Annotated in this window: 14 protein-coding genes; 10 read left to right on the forward strand and 4 right to left on the reverse strand. The window is 73.3% G+C overall.

All coding sequences use genetic code 11. The features are described 5' to 3' along the window. Positions 1 to 188: 188 nt before the first annotated feature. On the reverse strand, positions 189 to 1,127 hold the full coding sequence (locus tag ACWDYJ_RS33250) for a Ppx/GppA phosphatase family protein (protein ID WP_451569330.1): 939 nt from the start codon (positions 1,125 to 1,127) through the stop codon (positions 189 to 191). Positions 1,128 to 1,189: 62 nt separating this feature from the next. On the opposite strand from ACWDYJ_RS33250, the gene ACWDYJ_RS33255 reads away from it, so the two are divergent. Then, on the forward strand, positions 1,190 to 1,993 hold the full coding sequence (locus tag ACWDYJ_RS33255; RefSeq protein ID WP_451569331.1) for a hypothetical protein: 804 nt from the start codon (positions 1,190 to 1,192) through the stop codon (positions 1,991 to 1,993). Between the two features lie 27 nt (positions 1,994 to 2,020). Here ACWDYJ_RS33255 and ACWDYJ_RS33260 read toward each other — a convergent pair whose 3' ends face one another. Then, positions 2,021 to 3,874, reverse strand: a complete 1,854-nt coding sequence (locus tag ACWDYJ_RS33260) for an RNA polymerase sigma factor (protein ID WP_451569332.1) — start codon at positions 3,872 to 3,874, stop codon at positions 2,021 to 2,023. A gap of 148 nt (positions 3,875 to 4,022) precedes the next feature. On the opposite strand from ACWDYJ_RS33260, the gene radA reads away from it, so the two are divergent. Beyond that, complete coding sequence (gene radA, locus ACWDYJ_RS33265; protein WP_451569333.1) at positions 4,023 to 5,435, forward strand: DNA repair protein RadA; 1,413 nt, start codon at positions 4,023 to 4,025, stop codon at positions 5,433 to 5,435. A 198-nt stretch (positions 5,436 to 5,633) separates the two neighbouring features. Continuing rightward, a complete protein-coding gene (disA, locus tag ACWDYJ_RS33270; RefSeq protein ID WP_451569334.1) occupies positions 5,634 to 6,758 on the forward strand; it encodes a DNA integrity scanning diadenylate cyclase DisA in 1,125 nt (374 codons plus the stop codon). Between the two features lie 184 nt (positions 6,759 to 6,942). Here the strand turns inward: disA and ACWDYJ_RS33275 are convergent, their stop codons facing one another. Continuing rightward, positions 6,943 to 7,758, reverse strand: a complete 816-nt coding sequence (locus ACWDYJ_RS33275; RefSeq protein ID WP_451569335.1) for a hypothetical protein — start codon at positions 7,756 to 7,758, stop codon at positions 6,943 to 6,945. A gap of 160 nt (positions 7,759 to 7,918) precedes the next feature. Here ACWDYJ_RS33275 and ACWDYJ_RS33280 point away from each other — a divergent pair, with 160 nt between their 5' ends. From ACWDYJ_RS33280 to ACWDYJ_RS33310, 7 genes are all read left to right on the forward strand, one after another. Next, positions 7,919 to 8,527, forward strand: coding sequence for a phosphatase PAP2 family protein (locus tag ACWDYJ_RS33280; protein ID WP_451569336.1), 609 nt, complete (start codon positions 7,919 to 7,921; stop codon positions 8,525 to 8,527). A 29-nt stretch (positions 8,528 to 8,556) separates the two neighbouring features. Then, positions 8,557 to 9,504 (forward strand): A/G-specific adenine glycosylase, encoded by a 948-nt coding sequence (locus ACWDYJ_RS33285; protein WP_451569337.1) that lies wholly within the window; start codon positions 8,557 to 8,559, stop codon positions 9,502 to 9,504. Positions 9,505 to 9,716: 212 nt separating this feature from the next. Continuing rightward, the gene (locus ACWDYJ_RS33290; protein ID WP_451569338.1) at positions 9,717 to 10,277 is read left to right on the forward strand and encodes a SigE family RNA polymerase sigma factor; all 561 of its coding nucleotides are present in this window, start codon (positions 9,717 to 9,719) and stop codon (positions 10,275 to 10,277) included. Positions 10,278 to 10,387: 110 nt separating this feature from the next. Next, positions 10,388 to 11,059, forward strand: a complete 672-nt coding sequence (locus ACWDYJ_RS33295; protein WP_451569339.1) for a hypothetical protein — start codon at positions 10,388 to 10,390, stop codon at positions 11,057 to 11,059. A gap of 53 nt (positions 11,060 to 11,112) precedes the next feature. Beyond that, positions 11,113 to 11,820: a two-component system response regulator CseB gene (cseB, locus tag ACWDYJ_RS33300; RefSeq protein WP_451569340.1), complete on the forward strand. Its 708-nt coding sequence runs from the start codon at positions 11,113 to 11,115 to the stop codon at positions 11,818 to 11,820. Positions 11,821 to 11,843: 23 nt separating this feature from the next. Then, on the forward strand, positions 11,844 to 13,166 hold the full coding sequence (gene cseC, locus ACWDYJ_RS33305; protein ID WP_451569341.1) for a two-component system sensor histidine kinase CseC: 1,323 nt from the start codon (positions 11,844 to 11,846) through the stop codon (positions 13,164 to 13,166). Between the two features lie 106 nt (positions 13,167 to 13,272). Further along, a complete protein-coding gene (locus tag ACWDYJ_RS33310; protein WP_451569342.1) occupies positions 13,273 to 14,418 on the forward strand; it encodes a LamG-like jellyroll fold domain-containing protein in 1,146 nt (381 codons plus the stop codon). A gap of 11 nt (positions 14,419 to 14,429) precedes the next feature. Here ACWDYJ_RS33310 and ACWDYJ_RS33315 read toward each other — a convergent pair whose 3' ends face one another. Beyond that, positions 14,430 to 15,044 carry a M23 family metallopeptidase gene (locus ACWDYJ_RS33315; protein ID WP_451569343.1) on the reverse strand — a complete coding sequence of 205 codons (615 nt, stop codon included), beginning with the start codon at positions 15,042 to 15,044 and terminating at the stop codon, positions 14,430 to 14,432. Positions 15,045 to 16,519: the final 1,475 nt, after the last annotated feature.

Below are 16,519 nucleotides of genomic sequence, written 5' to 3' on the forward strand. Positions count from 1 at the left end.
GGTGGCCGAAGGCCATCGCGAAGCGACGCGACGACGAAGGAGGAGCGCCCTTGAGGGGCCGGCCCGACACGGAGAGACGATGAGACTGACGGGAAACCCCCAAACCGTCCCTGATCCCGGATAACGGGCCCCCGACCCCGAAGCCCCCGTTTCACAGGGCAACCCGCTGGGGTAAAGACCCCGCCCCCCTACGACGGAACCGTCGGCAGGTGGTCCAGGCGCCTCAGGATCACGCCCTCGCGCAGCGCCCACGGGCAGATTTCGAGGTCGTCCACGCCGAAGAGGTCCATCGCGGCCTCCGCGACCAGGGCGCCCGCCAGCAGCTGGGCGGCGCGGCCCTCCGAGACGCCCGGGAGGGCCGTGCGTTCCGCCGTGGTCATCGCCGTCAGGCGGGGGACCCATTCCTCCAGGGACTTGCGGGTCAGGTCGCGCTGTATGTAGAGGCCGTCCGCCGAGCGGGCCGCGCCCGCGATGCGGGCCAGCTGCTTGAACGTCTTCGACGTCGCCACCACGTGGTCCGGCCGGCCGAAGCGGCTGAATTCGCCGACCGTACGCGCGATCCGGGCCCGTACGTGTCGCCGTAGCGCCTTCACGTCCGCCGGGTCCGGCGGGTCGGCCGGGAGCCAGGCCGAGGTGAGGCGGCCCGCGCCCAGCGGCAGGGACACGGCCTTGTCCGGGTCCTCGTCGATGCCGTACGCGATCTCCAGGGAGCCGCCGCCGATGTCGATGACCAGCAGTTTGCCGGCCGACCAGCCGAACCACCGCCGGGCCGCCAGGAACGTCAGCCGGGCCTCGTCGTCACCGCTGAGCACCGGGAGCTCGATGCCGGTCTCGGCCTTGACGCGGGCGAGGACCTCGTCGGCGTTCGAGGCCTCCCGTACGGCGCTGGTCGCGAAGGGCAGCAGGTCCTCGCAGCCCTTGTCCTCGGCTGCCTGCACCGCGTCGCCGATCACCGAAACCAGCCGCTCGATGCCCTCGGGGGTGACCGCGTCGCGCTCGTCCATCAGCTCGGCCAACCGCAGTTCGACCTTGTTCGAATGGGCGGGCAGCGGGCGCGCGCCGGGGTGCGCGTCCACCACCAGTAGATGGATCGTGTTCGAACCCACATCAAGGACACCGAGTCTCATACGCGAAACGCTACTGGGCCGAACGCGTGAGGGTGACGTAAGGGGCGCTTAAGCTGGGATTTGTGGCACATACAAAGAAGGCCAACAAGTCCGGGACCAAAAAAGCCAAGGCCGCGGTCGAGCCCGACGAGAAGGGGCTCGACTTCCCCCGCGCCTGGGTGGAGTTCCCCGATCCCGCAGACGACGAACAGATCTTCCGCTGCGACCTGACCTGGCTGACCTCGCGCTGGACCTGCATCTTCGGCAGCGGCTGCCAGGGCATCCAGGCGGGCCGGGCGGACGACGGCTGCTGCACCCTGGGCGCGCACTTCTCCGACGAGGACGACGAGAAGCGCGTCGCCGGGCACGTGGCCCGGCTGACGCCCGAGCTGTGGCAGTTCCACGACGTCGGCAGCGAGAGCGGCTGGACGCAGCTCGACGACGACGGGGAGAAGCAGACCCGCCGCTGGGAGGGCTCCTGCATCTTCCAGAACCGGCCCGGCTTCGCCGCCGGCGCCGGGTGCTCGCTGCACATCCTGGCGCTGCGGGAGGGCCGGGAGCCGCTGGAGACCAAGCCCGACGTGTGTTGGCAGCTGCCCGTACGCCGGACCTACGACTGGATCGACCGGCCGGACGACACCCGCGTGCTCCAGGTGTCGATCGGCGAGTACGACCGGCGCGGCTGGGGAGCGGGCGGCCACGACCTGCACTGGTGGTGCACGTCGGCCACCTCCGCGCACGGTGCCGGCGATCCGGTGTACGTGACGTACCGGGCGGAGCTGACGGAGCTGATGGGCAAGGAGGCCTACGAGGCGCTCGTGGAGCTGTGCGAGGCGCGACTGGCCTCGCTGCTGCCGATGGCTCCGCACCCGGCGGACCCCTCCTGACGGCTACGACTACGGCCACCACGGCCACTACGGCGCGGGAGCCGGGGCCGGGGCGGGCGCGTCCGTACCTCCTGACGACGGTGTCGGGTCCGGAGTCGGCGTAGCGGGGTCCGTCGTCCCGGGCGTCGGAGTCGGCGTAGGCGTAGGCGTGGGCGGCGGCTCGGTCGGAGTGGGAGTCGCGGGAGTCGGCGTCGGCTCCGGCCTCGTCGGATCCGGGTCCGGCTCGGGGTCCGGGTCCGGCGCCGGGCGGCCGCGGCCGTGGAGGACGACCACCGCCCCGGCGGGATCCACCCCGACCCGGCCGGTCCAGGCGCCGACGGGCTGGGCTTCGGCGTCCATGGTGATCCGTAGGGTGACCGATTCTCCGGGGGCCAGCGTGCCCGCGGTCTGGCTCGCCCGCAGCCACGGCGCGTCCGACCAGAGCCGCCAGTCGACCGGCTTGCCGCCCGCGGCGCTGAGGGTGAGCAGCGTGAGGGAGCCGCGGGTCGTCGCGGTCACGGTGAGCCGCCCGGGAGCGCCGGGCCCGCCGGGCTCCGGGGTGGCCGGCGGGCCGGTGCTGATGACTTCCACGGAGACGTCCGGTTCGGCGATGCCGTGGGCGAATCCGGGCTGGCCGGTGGTGCGGGCGGTGTTGCCGGTGTTCTCGTAGGGGGCGAGGGGACGGCCGCCCGCCTGCGGCGGGGGGATCTCGGACTCGCTGGCGGAGATCCGGGTGCCTTCGCCCCCTACGGGCTCGCCAGTGCTGGGCGCCCCCCGGTACGCCGCCCAGAGCGCGATCACGGGCGCGGCGACGACGGTGGCGACGACGGTGGTGGTCACGGCCCGGGCCCGGAGCCGGTCGCGGCGGGCCGCGCGGTCCCTGGGGTCCATGGGGAAGCCGGTGCGGTCGAAGCGCGGGCCGGGGCGCCCGCCACGGCGCCGGCCGGAGCGCAGCATGGCCGCGTGGACGGCGGTGCGGGGGGCCGGGACGAGGGGGAGGGCGGCGTCGATGCCGCCGGTGCCGGGCCAGGGCGCCCCGGCGCCGACGCGTTCGGCGGCGCGGCGGCACCGGGGGCAGTCGTCCACGTGGCGTACGAGTTCGGCGCGCAGGGTGCTGGACAGCAACACGTTGCCGTCGCCGCCTTCGCCGTCGTCGCCGCTGAGCCGGGAGACGGCCGGACAGTTCCCGGTCTCGATGACGGCGAGCGCGGCGCGGGTGCGTTCCACCTCGCAGGCCGCTCCGGACAGCAGCTCGCGCGCGGCGGCGGGGGGTGTGCCGAGGACGGCGGCGAGTTCGGGGACGCCGAGGCGGTGGCGGACGGCGAGTTCGAGGGCCTCGCGCTGCTCGGGGGTGGTTCCGGCGGCCTCGGGCCAAGCGAGGCGGGCCAGCTCGGTGCGGCGGTAGGCGTTCACGTCAAGACCGCGGTGCGCCCCGGGCGCACCCGGCGCTTCCATGTGCTCCGGCGCACGCCGGGCGGAATGCGCCCCCTGGCGTGCGCGCCGCTGCTCGGCCAGCATGCGCAGGCAGCCCCAGCGGGCGAGCGCGTACAGCCAGGCGCGCCGGTCCCCTTCGTCAGGGCAGCGGCCGGGGTGCCGCTCGGCGACGGCGAGAACGTCGCCGAGCACGTCGGTGGCGGTGTCGTGGTCGCACAGGACCGACAGGCAGTACGTGAACAGGCCGTCGAGGTAGGGCTCGTGCCGGAAGGGGGGCGGCTCGGGCGGTGGCTCGGACCGCTGTCCTGCGGACCGCCCCGCCGATCCCGCCGATCCCGCCGATTCCCCCGCCGACCGTCCGGCCGGCTGCTCGGGCGCGCCCTCCGGAGAACCCGCTGCGGGCGTGCGCCTGTGCGCCCGGTGTGCGCCGGTGCGCGATGCGGGGTGTCGCTGGTTGCTGCTGTTCACCTCGCGACCGTAGGCGGCACGCCGGTGACGCTCCGGAAGCCTTCAGTGGTTTTAGCCCTTACGGGTGAACAGATCGCCACTGTGCTGACAGCGCCCCTGACGCCCGGCCCGGCCGCCCCTGTCAGTGGTCGCGGCTACGGTGGGGCGCATGGCTGCCCGTACATCACGTTCATCCGCCAAGGACCGGCCGTCCTACCGCTGTACCGAGTGCGGATGGAGCACCGCGAAATGGCTCGGTCGGTGCCCCGAGTGCCAGGCGTGGGGGACCGTCGAGGAGATGGGCACGCCCGCCGTACGGACCACCGCGGCCGGGCGGGTGTCGACCGCCGCGCTGCCGATCGGCCAGGTCGACGGCCGGACGGCGACCGCGCGCAGCACCGGCGTGGACGAGCTGGACCGCGTGCTCGGCGGCGGGCTGGTCCCCGGCGCCGTCGTGCTGCTCGCCGGCGAGCCGGGCGTCGGCAAGTCGACGCTGCTGCTCGACGTCGCGGCGAAGGCGGCCAGTGCCGATCACCGCACCCTCTACGTCACCGGCGAGGAGTCGGCGAGCCAGGTGCGGCTGCGGGCCGACCGCATCAACGCCCTCCACGACCACCTCTACCTCGCCGCCGAGACCGACCTGTCCGCCGTACTGGGCCACCTCGACGCCGTGAAGCCGTCGCTGCTGGTCCTGGACTCCGTACAGACCATCGCCTCCCCCGAGATCGACGGCGCGCCCGGCGGCATGGCCCAGGTGCGGGAGGTGGCCGGGGCGCTGATCCGGGCCTCCAAGGAACGCGGCATGTCCACGATCCTCGTCGGCCACGTCACCAAGGACGGCGCGATCGCAGGCCCGCGCCTCCTGGAGCACCTGGTGGACGTGGTGCTGAGCTTCGAGGGCGACCGGCACGCGCGGCTGCGCCTCGTGCGCGGTGTGAAGAACCGCTACGGAGCCACCGACGAGGTCGGCTGCTTCGAGCTGCACGACGAGGGCATCACCGGGCTCGCCGACCCCAGCGGCCTCTTCCTCACCCGGCGCGCCGAGGCCGTGCCCGGCACCTGCCTGACCGTGACCCTGGAGGGCAAGCGCCCGCTGGTCGCCGAGGTGCAGGCGCTCACCGTCGACTCGCAGATCCCCTCCCCCCGCCGCACCACCTCCGGTCTGGAGACCTCGCGCGTCTCGATGATGCTGGCGGTGCTGGAGCAGCGCGGCCGGATCACCGCGCTCGGCAAGCGGGACATCTACAGCGCCACCGTCGGCGGCGTGAAGCTCACCGAGCCGGCCGCCGACCTGGCGATCGCCCTCGCGCTGGCCTCGGCCGCGAGCGACGTCCCGCTGCCGAAGAACCTCGTCGCGATCGGGGAGGTCGGCCTCGCCGGCGAGGTGCGGCGCGTGACCGGCGTACAGCGGCGGCTCGCGGAGGCGCACCGGCTGGGCTTCACGCACGCGCTGGTGCCGGGCGATCCGGGCAAGGTCCCGGCGGGCATGAAGGTGATCGAGGTCGCGGACATGGGCGACGCGCTACGGGTACTGCCGCGCGGGCGGTCGCGTACGCCGGCCAAGGAACGGGCCGGGGAGTAGCCGAGGCCCCGCGCCGAGCGGAATCCGCCCGGTCCCGGGCAGGTCAGGGCACCCGTACGGGCCCCCGCGGCGGCGATGCGCGCCAAGGCTCGGCGGGCGCGCGGCCCGCGCCGGTAGACTTTGGGCTGGTCCGCCCGGCCGTACGCACGCCCCGTGCCCGCGTCGGTGGGCGGCGCAACCCGCGACCGGAGGAGTGCAGTGGCAGCCAAGGACGGGGCAGCAGCATCCGCGAAGTCGGGCGCGAGCTCCAAGCAGGAAGCCATGATGCGCGCCTCGCTGAGCGCGGTCGCACCTGGTCAGCCCTTGCGTGACGGCCTGGAGCGGATCGTCCGCGGCAACACGGGCGGTCTCCTGGTCCTCGGCATGGACAAGACCGTCGAGTCGATGTGCACCGGCGGTTTCGTCCTCGACGTGGAGTTCACGGCGACCCGGCTGCGCGAGCTGTGCAAGCTCGACGGCGCGCTCATCCTCGACAAGGACATCACCAAGATCCTGCGGGCCGGTGTCCAATTGGTGCCGGACGCGTCGATCCCCACGGAGGAGACCGGCACCCGGCACCGGACCGCCGACCGCGTGTCCAAGCAGTGCGGCTTCCCGGTCGTGTCGGTGTCGCAGTCGATGCGGCTGATCGCGCTCTACGTGGACGGCGAGCGCCGCGTCCTGGAGGAGTCCGGGGCGATCCTGTCGCGGGCGAACCAGGCCCTGGCCACGCTGGAGCGGTACAAGCTCCGCCTGGACGAGGTGGCGGGGACGCTGTCCGCGCTGGAGATCGAGGACCTGGTCACCGTCCGCGATGTGACGGCGGTCGCGCAGCGGCTGGAAATGGTCCGCCGGATCGCGACCGAGATCGCCGAATACGTGATCGAGCTGGGTACGGACGGGCGACTGCTGTCGCTCCAGCTGGACGAGCTGACGGTCGGCATCGAGCAGGAGCGGGAGCTGGTGATCCGCGACTACGTGCCGGAGCCGACGGCGAAGCGTTCCCGCACGGTCGAGGAGGCGCTGCCGGCGCTGGACGCGCTCACGCATCCGGAACTGCTGGAACTGGCGATCGTGGCGAAGGCGCTGGGGTACACGGGGTCTCCGGAGACCCTGGACTCGGCCGTTTCGCCCCGCGGGTACCGGCTGCTGGCGAAGGTGCCGAGGCTGCCGGGGGCGATCATCGAGCGGCTGGTGGAGCACTTCGGCGGACTGCAGAAGCTGCTCGCCGCCAGCGTGGACGACCTCCAGACGGTGGACGGCGTGGGCGAGGCCCGTGCGCGCAGCGTCCGCGAGGGGCTGTCCCGGCTGGCGGAGTCCTCGATCCTGGAGCGCTACGTCTAACCTGGCCGGCTGGTTACCGGTTGCGCGCCGTTGCGGGGACTCCGACCCCGGGCCCCCGCGCCTCAATCTCCCCCAGCTACCTCCCCCGGACTCCGTCCGGGGGAGCCCCCTCGGAGGGGCCCCGTGGCGGGGCTGAAAGTGCCGAGAAGGCCGGAACCCGTTCGGCCGATCCCGCCCGGCGGCGTCAGTCCTGCTTCAGGACGAACGACGTCTGGGCCACCGGCATGCCCGGGGACTTGACCTCCACCACGTACGTGTCCGGGGTCGCGGTGCCCGCCGGAGGCGTCTGGCACTGGCCCGGGGCGCTGAACTTGCGGTCCCATTCCATGGATTGCTTCGTCTCGCCCTGCGCGGGCAGCCGGAAGAAGGCGTTCGGATCGCCCGTCGGGCAGTCGCCGGAGGACCAGACGGCCTTGGCGCCGGTTGCCTGGAGGATGGTCAGGACGGCCTGCTTCGGCCCCAGTCCGACCTTGCAGGTGCTGCCCGAGACGTTGCGGACGGCCAGCTCGAGGCGGGGCCTCTCGTTCGTCTCGTACTCGTTCTTCACGCTCTTGACCTCCCACTGGAGCGCGCTCGGGGAGCACGTCGGGAGTGGCGAGTCGGCCGGGACCTGCGCCGGGCCACCGCCGCCGCCCGTTCCCGAGGAGGAGCCCGCGGAGCCGGAGTTGCCGCCCGTGCCGGCGCCGGGATCACCGTTCTTGCCCGCGCCGTCCGTACCGCCGCCACCCGGGCCGGAGCCGGAACTCGTGCCCGACTCCGTACGCCCGCCCGGCGCCTGACTGATCGCCGGGCCGGAACCGGAGGGGCCCGGGGTGATGGTGCCGGCGGGCCCGGAGCCGTCGCCGCCGCCCTTGCCGTTCGTAGTCGACTTGCCGCCACCGGAACTGACGGTCCATACGACGAGGAGCGCGAGGAGCGCGACAACGGACGCCAGCACAGCCCTCCGTCGCCAGTAGATGGAGGAGGGGAGCGGCCCGACCGGATTGCGCAGAGATCCCACGCACCGAACCTTACGAGAACTCGCGCCGCGATCAGCGCCCCCCATGCCGCGCATCCCGCAGGTTTTGCCGATGATCATCCCGCGGGACCACATCGGAGCGCCGCGAACCGGCCAGGGGGCCGGATGCGGCCTCAGCAGGCGTTGAGTACCGTCAGTGACCATGGACAGCTCAGACCTCTACCGCGACATAACCGACTTCGCCCACGGCACGCCCCCTTGGGTGCGGTCGGCCTTCGAGGTCTGGACCGAATACGGGCTACTGCTCTTCGGTCTGCTCTTCATAGCCGTCTGGTGGCGTGCGCGCGGGCAGGGCAGCCCCCGGGTGATGGCGCTCGCCGTCCTCGCGCCGCTGGCCACCGCCCTCACCTACGTCGCCTCCGAGTTGGTGAAGTCCACCGTCGACGAGGAGAGACCCTGCCGGGCCGTGGCCGGGGCGGCCGCCTCCCTCATCTCCTGCCCCGCGTACGGGGACTGGTCCTTCCCCAGCAACCACGCCGCCATCGCCGGCGGCGCCGCCGTCGCGCTGGCCCTGGCCGTACGCCGCCTCGCACTGCTGACGCTGCCGCTCGCGCTGCTGATGGCCTACTCCCGGGTCTTCGTGGGGGTGCACTATCCGCACGACGTGGGGATGGGCCTGCTGCTCGGCGCTTCGCTGGCCGCCCTCGTCGTGCTCGCCTTCACCGGTGTGATCAGTAGGATCACCGCCGCCGTACAGGCCAGCGGGATCCGCGCCGCCGTCTGGTTCACCGGTCCGGGCCCGGCGCGGTAGGGACGAAACGTGCCAGGATGCCGTTTGCCATGACTGCATCCACCACCGCATCCGCCACCCCTTCCCCCGACGCCTCGCACGCGCTGCACTCCCCCGTCATCGCGTGGTTCGACGAGCACGCCCGCGACCTGCCCTGGCGCCGCCCCGAGGCCGGCCCCTGGGGCGTCATGGTCAGCGAGTTCATGCTCCAGCAGACCCCCGTCAGCCGGGTCCTTCCGGTCTACGAGCAGTGGCTCGCCCGGTGGCCCCGGCCCGCCGACCTGGCCGCCGAGGCGCCCGGCGAGGCCGTACGCGCCTGGGGGCGGCTCGGCTACCCCCGCCGGGCGCTACGCCTGCACGGCGCGGCCGTCGCGATAACGGAGCGGCACGGGGGCGACGTACCGCGGGAGCACGCGCAGCTGCTCGCGCTGCCCGGGATCGGCGAGTACACGGCCGCCGCGGTGGCCTCCTTCGCGTACGGGCAGCGGCACGCGGTGCTGGACACCAACGTCCGCCGGGTCTTCGCCCGTACCGCGAGCGGCGTCGAGTACCCGCCGAACGCCACCACCGCCGCCGAGCGGCGCCTGGCGCGGGAGCTGCTGCCCGCCGACGAGGAGACCGCGGCCCGCTGGGCGGCGGCCTCCATGGAGCTCGGCGCCCTGGTGTGCACCGCCAAGAGCCCGGACTGCGTCCGCTGTCCGGTGGCGGGGCTGTGCGCGTGGCGGCTCGCCGGGAAACCGGCGCACGAGGGGCCGCCGCGACGCGGTCAGACGTACGCGGGGACCGACCGGCAGGTGCGCGGGAAGCTGCTCGCCGTGCTGCGCGATGCGGCGGGGGCGGTTCCGCAGTCGGTGCTCGACACCGTCTGGGACGAGCCGGTACAGCGGGCGAGGGCGCTGGACGGGCTGGTCTCCGACGGGCTGGTGGAGCCGCTCGCGCAGGGCATGTACCGGCTGCCGCAGAGCGTGCCGCACAGTCCTGCGCACGGCTCGGCCTGAGCTCACCCCGGCCCGACGGGCGCGCGGCTCGAAGCTGACTCGAAGATTCCGCTTCGAGCCGCGAAACCCCAGCTCACGGCACTGTTACACAACCTACGGCTGTCCGTGCGTCCACCGAAGGCTGACCCGCACAGTGCCGTGACAACCCCTCCGTACCTTCGAGTGCGTAAGGCAGCGGATGAGCGGTTGGTCGACAGGGGAGGCGGTCTGAGATGGCGCACGGCGAGGTACTCGGCTTCGAGGAGTACGTACGCACTCGGCAGGACGCACTGCTGCGCAGTGCCCGGCGCCTGGTCCCGGACCCCACAGACGCCCAGGACCTCCTCCAGACCGCCCTCGTGCGCACCTACGGCCGCTGGGACGGCATCGCCGACAAGTCCCTGGCCGACGCCTACCTGCGCCGCGTCATGATCAACACGCGGACCGAGTGGTGGCGTGCCCGCAAGCTCGACGAGGTCCCCACCGAGCAGCTCCCGGACGCCTCCGTCGAGGACGGCTCCGACCAACGCGCCGACCGCGCCCTGCTGATGGACATCCTCAAGGTGCTCGCGCCCAAGCAGCGCAGCGTGGTCGTGCTGCGACACTGGGAGCAGATGAGCACCGAGGAGACGGCCGCGGCGCTCGGTATGTCGGCGGGAACCGTGAAGAGCACCCTGCACCGCGCCCTGGCCCGGCTCCGCCAGGAGCTGGAGAGCCGGGACCTGGACATGCGCGCGCTCGAACGCGGTGACCACACCAGCCGTTACGAGGGGCGGGAGCGGTGCGCGGCCTGAACGGCCCAGATCTGAGACAAGGTCCTGCCCCGGGACAAGGTCCTGCTCCGAGAAAAGGCCCCGTCCTGGGAAGAGGCCTGGACCTGAGCGGCAGAGGGTCGCTGGTTCTGATGTCGGCGGGGACGGTCGTCCTCGTCGGCACAGTGCTGTTCGCGGTCGGCTGCTCCACCGGCGGCACCGGCCTGCGCGACGGCGGTCCCGCCCGCACCGACACGGTGGCCAGGACCGGCCAGCCGACGGGCGGCGGCGGCGAACCGACCGCTCCGGCGCCCTCGGGCTCGCCCTCGGGCCACTCTCCGGCCACCACCTCCGCGAGCCCGTTCAAGAAGGTCGACCCGGTGGCCCTCCTGAAGGCGGACCCCCGGGTGAGCGCCGAGATCAAGCGGGACCTCAAGCCCTGCACGGGCAAGCAGTACCCGGTCGACGTCACCTACGGGAGGGTCACCGGGAGTTCCGTCGTCGACATCGTCGTCAACGTGCTGTCCTGTGCCGACGCCGTCGGGCGCGGCTCGTACGTGTACCGGGCTGCCGGCAGCACGTACGAGAATGTGTTCTCGGACGAACAGCCACCCGTCTACGCGGAGATCGACCGGGGCGACCTGGTGGTCGTCAAGCAGGTCTACAGAAAGAGCGACCCGCTCGCCTATCCGTCCGGCGAGGACGTGATCACGTACCGCTGGAACGGGGAGAAGTTCGCCGAGCAGGACCGGGTGTACTCGGAGTACAGCAACGTGGTCGAGGACGGGGGCCCACCCGCCCCGGCCGTCAGTCAGAAGAACTGAAGAACTGAAGCACCGAAGAACCGAAGCGGCGAAGAACTGAAGCGAGGCTGGGCATGGCCGATACCCATGTGCTGTTTGTGGAGGACGACGACGTCATCCGCGAGGCCACGACCCTGGCGCTGGAGCGCGACGGGTTCGTGGTCACCGCCATGCCCGACGGCCTGTCCGGCCTGGAGTCCTTCCGGGCGAACCGGCCCGACATCGCGCTGCTCGACGTGATGGTCCCCGGCATGGACGGCGTGAGCCTGTGCCGCCGCATCCGCGACGAGTCCACCGTCCCCGTGATCATGCTGTCGGCGCGCGCCGACTCCATCGACGTGGTCCTCGGGCTGGAGGCCGGGGCCGACGACTACGTCACCAAGCCCTTCGACGGTTCGGTCCTCGTCGCCCGGATCCGCGCCGTGCTGCGCCGCTTCGGCCACGCCGGCGGCCCGAACGGCGCGGGCGGCGGCGACACGGACGACTCCGGCGAGCGCGGGGTGCTGTCCTTCGGCGACCTGGAGGTCGACACCGAGGGCATGGAGGTCCGCAAGGCGGGCGCGCCCGTGGCCCTGACCCCGACCGAGATGCGGCTGCTGCTGGAATTCTCCTCCGCGCCCGGCACCGTCCTGTCGCGCGACCGGCTGCTGGAGCGGGTCTGGGACTACGACTGGGGCGGCGACACCCGCGTCGTGGACGTCCACGTGCAGCGGCTGCGCACCAAGATCGGGCAGGACCGCATCGAGACGGTGCGGGGCTTCGGATACAAGCTCAAGGCGTGAGAACCCGACCGCATGAGGACCGCATGAGGCGCTTCACGCTCCGCACGGGGATCCGCTGGAAGATCGCCCTCGCCATCGCCGCCGTGGGCGCGCTCACCGCCGTCGCGCTGAGCCTGGTGGTGCACAGTGCTGCCCGCGTGTCGATGCTGGAGAGCGCGCGCGAGACGGAGCTGGAGCGGGTGCAGTACCTCTCCACCATCCCCCGCAACACCGAGGCCGCGCGCAAGCCCGTCATGGGCGCCAAGCTGAACGACCCGGAGCTGCCCGCCGAGCTGCGGGAGAAGGCCCGGTCCGGGCGGCGCGGGACGTACATCCAGGAGCGCCCGAAGGGGCTTCAGGAGGTGTGGGCCGCCGTACCGATGGGGAACGGGCAGGTGCTGTCCATGCACCACCAGTTCCGGGAGAACGCCAACATGATGCGCGACCTCGACCGGGCCCTGGTCGTCGGCTCCCTCGCCGTCGTGATCGGCGGCTCGGCGGTCGGCGTGCTCATCGGCGGCCAGATCTCGCGCCGGCTGCGTTGGGCGGCGGCCGCCGCCCAGCGGGTGGCGCACGGGGATCCCGAGGTGCGCGTACGCGACGCCGTGGGCGGTGTCGTACGCGACGAGACCGACGATCTCGCGCGGGCGGTGGACGCCATGGCGGACGCCCTCCAGCAGCGGCTGGAGGCCGAGCGTCGGGTGACCGCCGACATCGCGCACGAGCTGCGGACCCCGGTGACGGGCCTGCTCACAGCGGCGGAACTGCTGCCTCCGGGCCGGCCGACCGAGCTCGTACGGGACCGGGCGCAGGCGATGCGGGCACTGGTCGAGGACGTGCTGGAGGTGGCGCGGCTGGACAGCGCGTCCGAGCGGGCCGAGCTCCAGGACGTGGCGCTGGGCGAGTTCGTGACCCGGCGGGTGACCTCGCTGATGCCCGAGGCGTCCATACGGGTCGTCGCGGACGAGATCGTCAGCACCGACCCGCGCCGGCTCGAGCGGATCCTCGGCAACCTGCTGGCCAACGCCGCGCGGTACGGGCAGCCGCCGATCCAGGTCGACATCGAGGGCCGGGTCGTACGCGTCCGGGACCACGGACCGGGCTTCCCGGAGGCACTGCTGCGGGAGGGACCGAGCCGCTTCCGGACGGGCTCGACCGACCGCGCGGGGGTCGGACACGGGCTGGGGCTGACCATCGCGGAGGGGCAGGCGCGGGTGCTGGGCGCCCGGCTGACGTTCCGCAACGTGGCGGCGCCGGGCGGAGCGGAGAACGAGGGCGCGGCGGCCGGAGCGGTAGCGGTACTGTGGCTGCCGGAGCACGCGCCGACGGCGACGGGCAGCTTCCCGATCATCCAGCTTCCGCAGTGATCCGGCGGGTTACGGGCGTGCCGCGGCGGGGTCGTCCCGCGGATCGCGACCGTATCGGGACCATCGGCCGTTCGCTCGCCTGCGCCGATGTTTTAGCATCCGTGGCATGACTGACGGTACGGATCGCCCGCACAGCCCCCAGCCCGACCCCGGCTCCGGGAGCGGTGGCGGCTACGGATTCCCGCAGGGGCCGACACCCGGCAGCGGGTACGGCTATCCGCAATCCGGACAGCCCAACCCCTACCAGCCGCAGGGACAGCAGCCGCCCGGGCCCGGGGTATTCCCGCCGCTGGACGCCTTCCCGCCCGCCGAGCCGTTCCCGCCCGCGCCGGAGACGTTCAGCGCCACCCCGCAGCCGGACTGGCAGGCGCTGGCCGACCGGACCGAGGCGCAGCGGCGCAAGCGCAGGATGCTGACCATCGGAATCGGGGCGCTGGCCGTCGTCCTGGTGGCGGCGGGCGCGGGATTCTTCGTACTCAAGGGGTCCGGCGAACCGCAGGACAAGCCCACGACGGCGGCGTCGGGCTCGCCCGGCCCGTCGGAGCAGGCGGAGTCCCCGGACCCCAAGGCGCCGGAGGACGACTCCCCCACCGTGGCGGGTGAACCGAACCTGCTGCGCGACCGCAACGGCAAGATGGGCATCGCGCTGGGCCCCGGCGCCTCGCTCGGCGAGCTGGCCAAGCGGACCGAGGTCAGGTTCAAGGGCACGCCGGACTCGTACGCGCAGGGCGCGGAGGCGGCCGTCGACGTCACGAAGAGCTTCAGCGTCTCCACGCGCGCCTACAACGTGGCCGAGACCGGCTCGCGGATGGCGGTGAGCCAGGGCGACGGGGTCTCGTACTCCTTCGAGCTGGGCTTCGAGGTCGTGGGCGGCAAGAAGGCCTGGGTGTTCCGCGTCCAGACCGGCGACAAGGGCCAGGCGGCGACGGCCCAGCAGGTCGTCGTGGACAGCGTCGACACCGTGCGGACCTGGGCCCTGCTGACGGGGACGTACGACGCCGAGAAGAAGACCATCGCGCTGTGGGTGGACGACAAGCTCGGCGGGCAGGCGCCGGTGTCCGGCGTCTGGTCCGGCCCGGGGCCGCTGCAACTGGGACGGGCCCGCCACCACGGCATCTGGAGCGGCGCGTGGGACGGGCCCCTCGACCACATCCGGATCTACGACCGGGCGCTGGGGCAGGAGCAGGTCACGGGCCTGAAGAACGACAAGCCCGACAAGAAGATCAAGCCGACGCACTCCTGGCTGATCTGAACCCGGCGGTCTTAGAGGGTGACGCCGGCGTTGCGCAGGAAGGCCACCGGGTTGATGGCCGAGCCGTAGTTCGGCGTGGTGCGGATCTCGAAGTGCAGGTGCGGGCCGCTGGAGTTTCCGGTGTTGCCGGACAGCGCGATCTGCTGGTCGACGGAGACCTTCTGGCCGATCCGGACCTGGATCTTCGAGAGGTGCGCGTACTGGGAGTACTTGTTGTTCGCGTGCTTGATCACGACGGCGTTGCCGTAGGCGGGGCCGTCGCCGCCACCGTTGGGGCCGGCCTTGACGACGGTGCCGGCGGCCACGGCGTCGACCGGGGTGCCGACCGGGACGGCGAAGTCCTGGCCCGAGTGCTTGCTCGCCCACATGCTGCCGCCCTTGCCGAAGGTCGCGGAGAGCGTGTAGCGCTCGACCGGCTTGTCCCACAGGGCCGGCTTGGCGGCGGGCTTGGCGGGCTTCGCGTCGGCGGCGGCCTGCGCCTGCGCCTTGGCCTGTACGGCGACGGTGTTCGGGGCCTCGTGGGCGAACGCGGCGGTCGTCCCCGCCCCGAGCGCCAGCGCGGCACCGAGACCGGTGGCGAGGACGGCGATACGGGTACGACGGGTGCTGACGCGCTTCGCGGACATGCGGAGACCTCCGGGGCCGGGGACAAGGACGTGTTCGGGCAAGAAAGGACCCGGCGCTGCGGCCGTGGGCCGTCGGTGCCGGGCTTGCCCATCCTTGGTAACCCGTGCCCCCGGGCTTCCCCAAACCTGCCCTTTACTACCGGGGCTCGTAGGTGACCGGCGGTTCCCCGCCCTGTTGACGCGGTCCCGACTGGCCATATGGGGGGACAAAGCGGACAGCAAAATCTACGAGAGTTCCTAGTAGGTCCGTTTTGCCCTGTGCGGCTTGTCACCGCCGTCGCCCTCGCTCCACGCCGAGGGAGGCCCGGCGCCGCAACTGCCGCCCGACCCGGGGCGCCGCCCCAGGGGCCGAAACGCCGACGCGGCAGGAACCCCCGGGGCCCGGCGCCCAGCGGCCCGGTCCAGGCCGCCTGTGGCGAGCCCGGCGGTCCCGCCCGGGGAGCCGGAGCCGCCTGTGGCGAGCCCGGCGGCGGAACCTTGGGCCGGGGGCCCCGGCCCAGCCCGGGGGCCCGAGCCGGGCTGTGCCGAGTCCACAGCGGGTCTGCGGCGCGTGGAGCCGGGCGGGGGACGGAGGGGTCCAAGGGTTCCCCTGCCCTGCCCGGGGCCGGGGGGACCCGGGTGAAGCCGGCAGCCCCGACACCGTCGCGGCGACAGGGCCCCGGGCGCACCGCGCCCCCGGAGGCCCCGGGGTCTCGGGGCTCCACAGGTCTCTCCAGGGGCCCATGGGCGTGGGATGCCCTCGGCGTGCCGTCGGAGCCCGGGTTCCACCGGCAGTCGCCGGGTTCGTGGAGCCACACAGACCTCTCCAGCGGGCCCATGGGGCCTTGGGGCGCCCTCGGCGTGCCGTTGGAGCCAGGGATCCACCGACAGGCGCGCGGGGCCCCTGGAGGCCCACGGGTTCCTCAGGGGCCCATAGGGCGTTGCGATGCCCTCGGCGTGCCGCCGGAGGCCCCGCCGAGACTCTGGTCCGGGACCAGCGCAGGGCACCCGTGGCCGGGGTGGGCCGCCGAGCCGCCGGAGCGTTCCGGCCGGCGGAGAGCCCCACGAAGTTCCGGAGCGTCCCGCGGGATCGGAGAGCCGAGCGTCCGGGACAGGGGCCCGGGTACCGGAGCCCGTCCGGCGGGATCGGAGAGCCGAGCGTCCGGGACGGGGGGCCCGGGTACCGGAGCCCGTCCGGCGGGATCGGGGGACCGAGCGTCCGGGACAGGGGCCCGGGTACCGAAGCCCGTCCGGCGGGATCGGGGGACCGAGCGTCCGGGACAGGGGCCCGGGTACCGGAACGTACGCAGGGCTCCTGAGGGCCGGGGAAGTCCGGCCGGTAGGCAGGCGGCTACCGCGGGAGCCCGGCCCCTCAGGGCCTCCCGGCGGCTGGCGGGGCGTGAAAAGGGCCGCGCGGAGCGTTCGATCACGCTCACCTCGGACTGGCCCCTGCCGGTCAGGACGAGGTACAGGAGCGGTACGGCGACGGCCCCCAG

Source organism: Streptomyces sp. NPDC003042 (assembly GCF_053591315.1).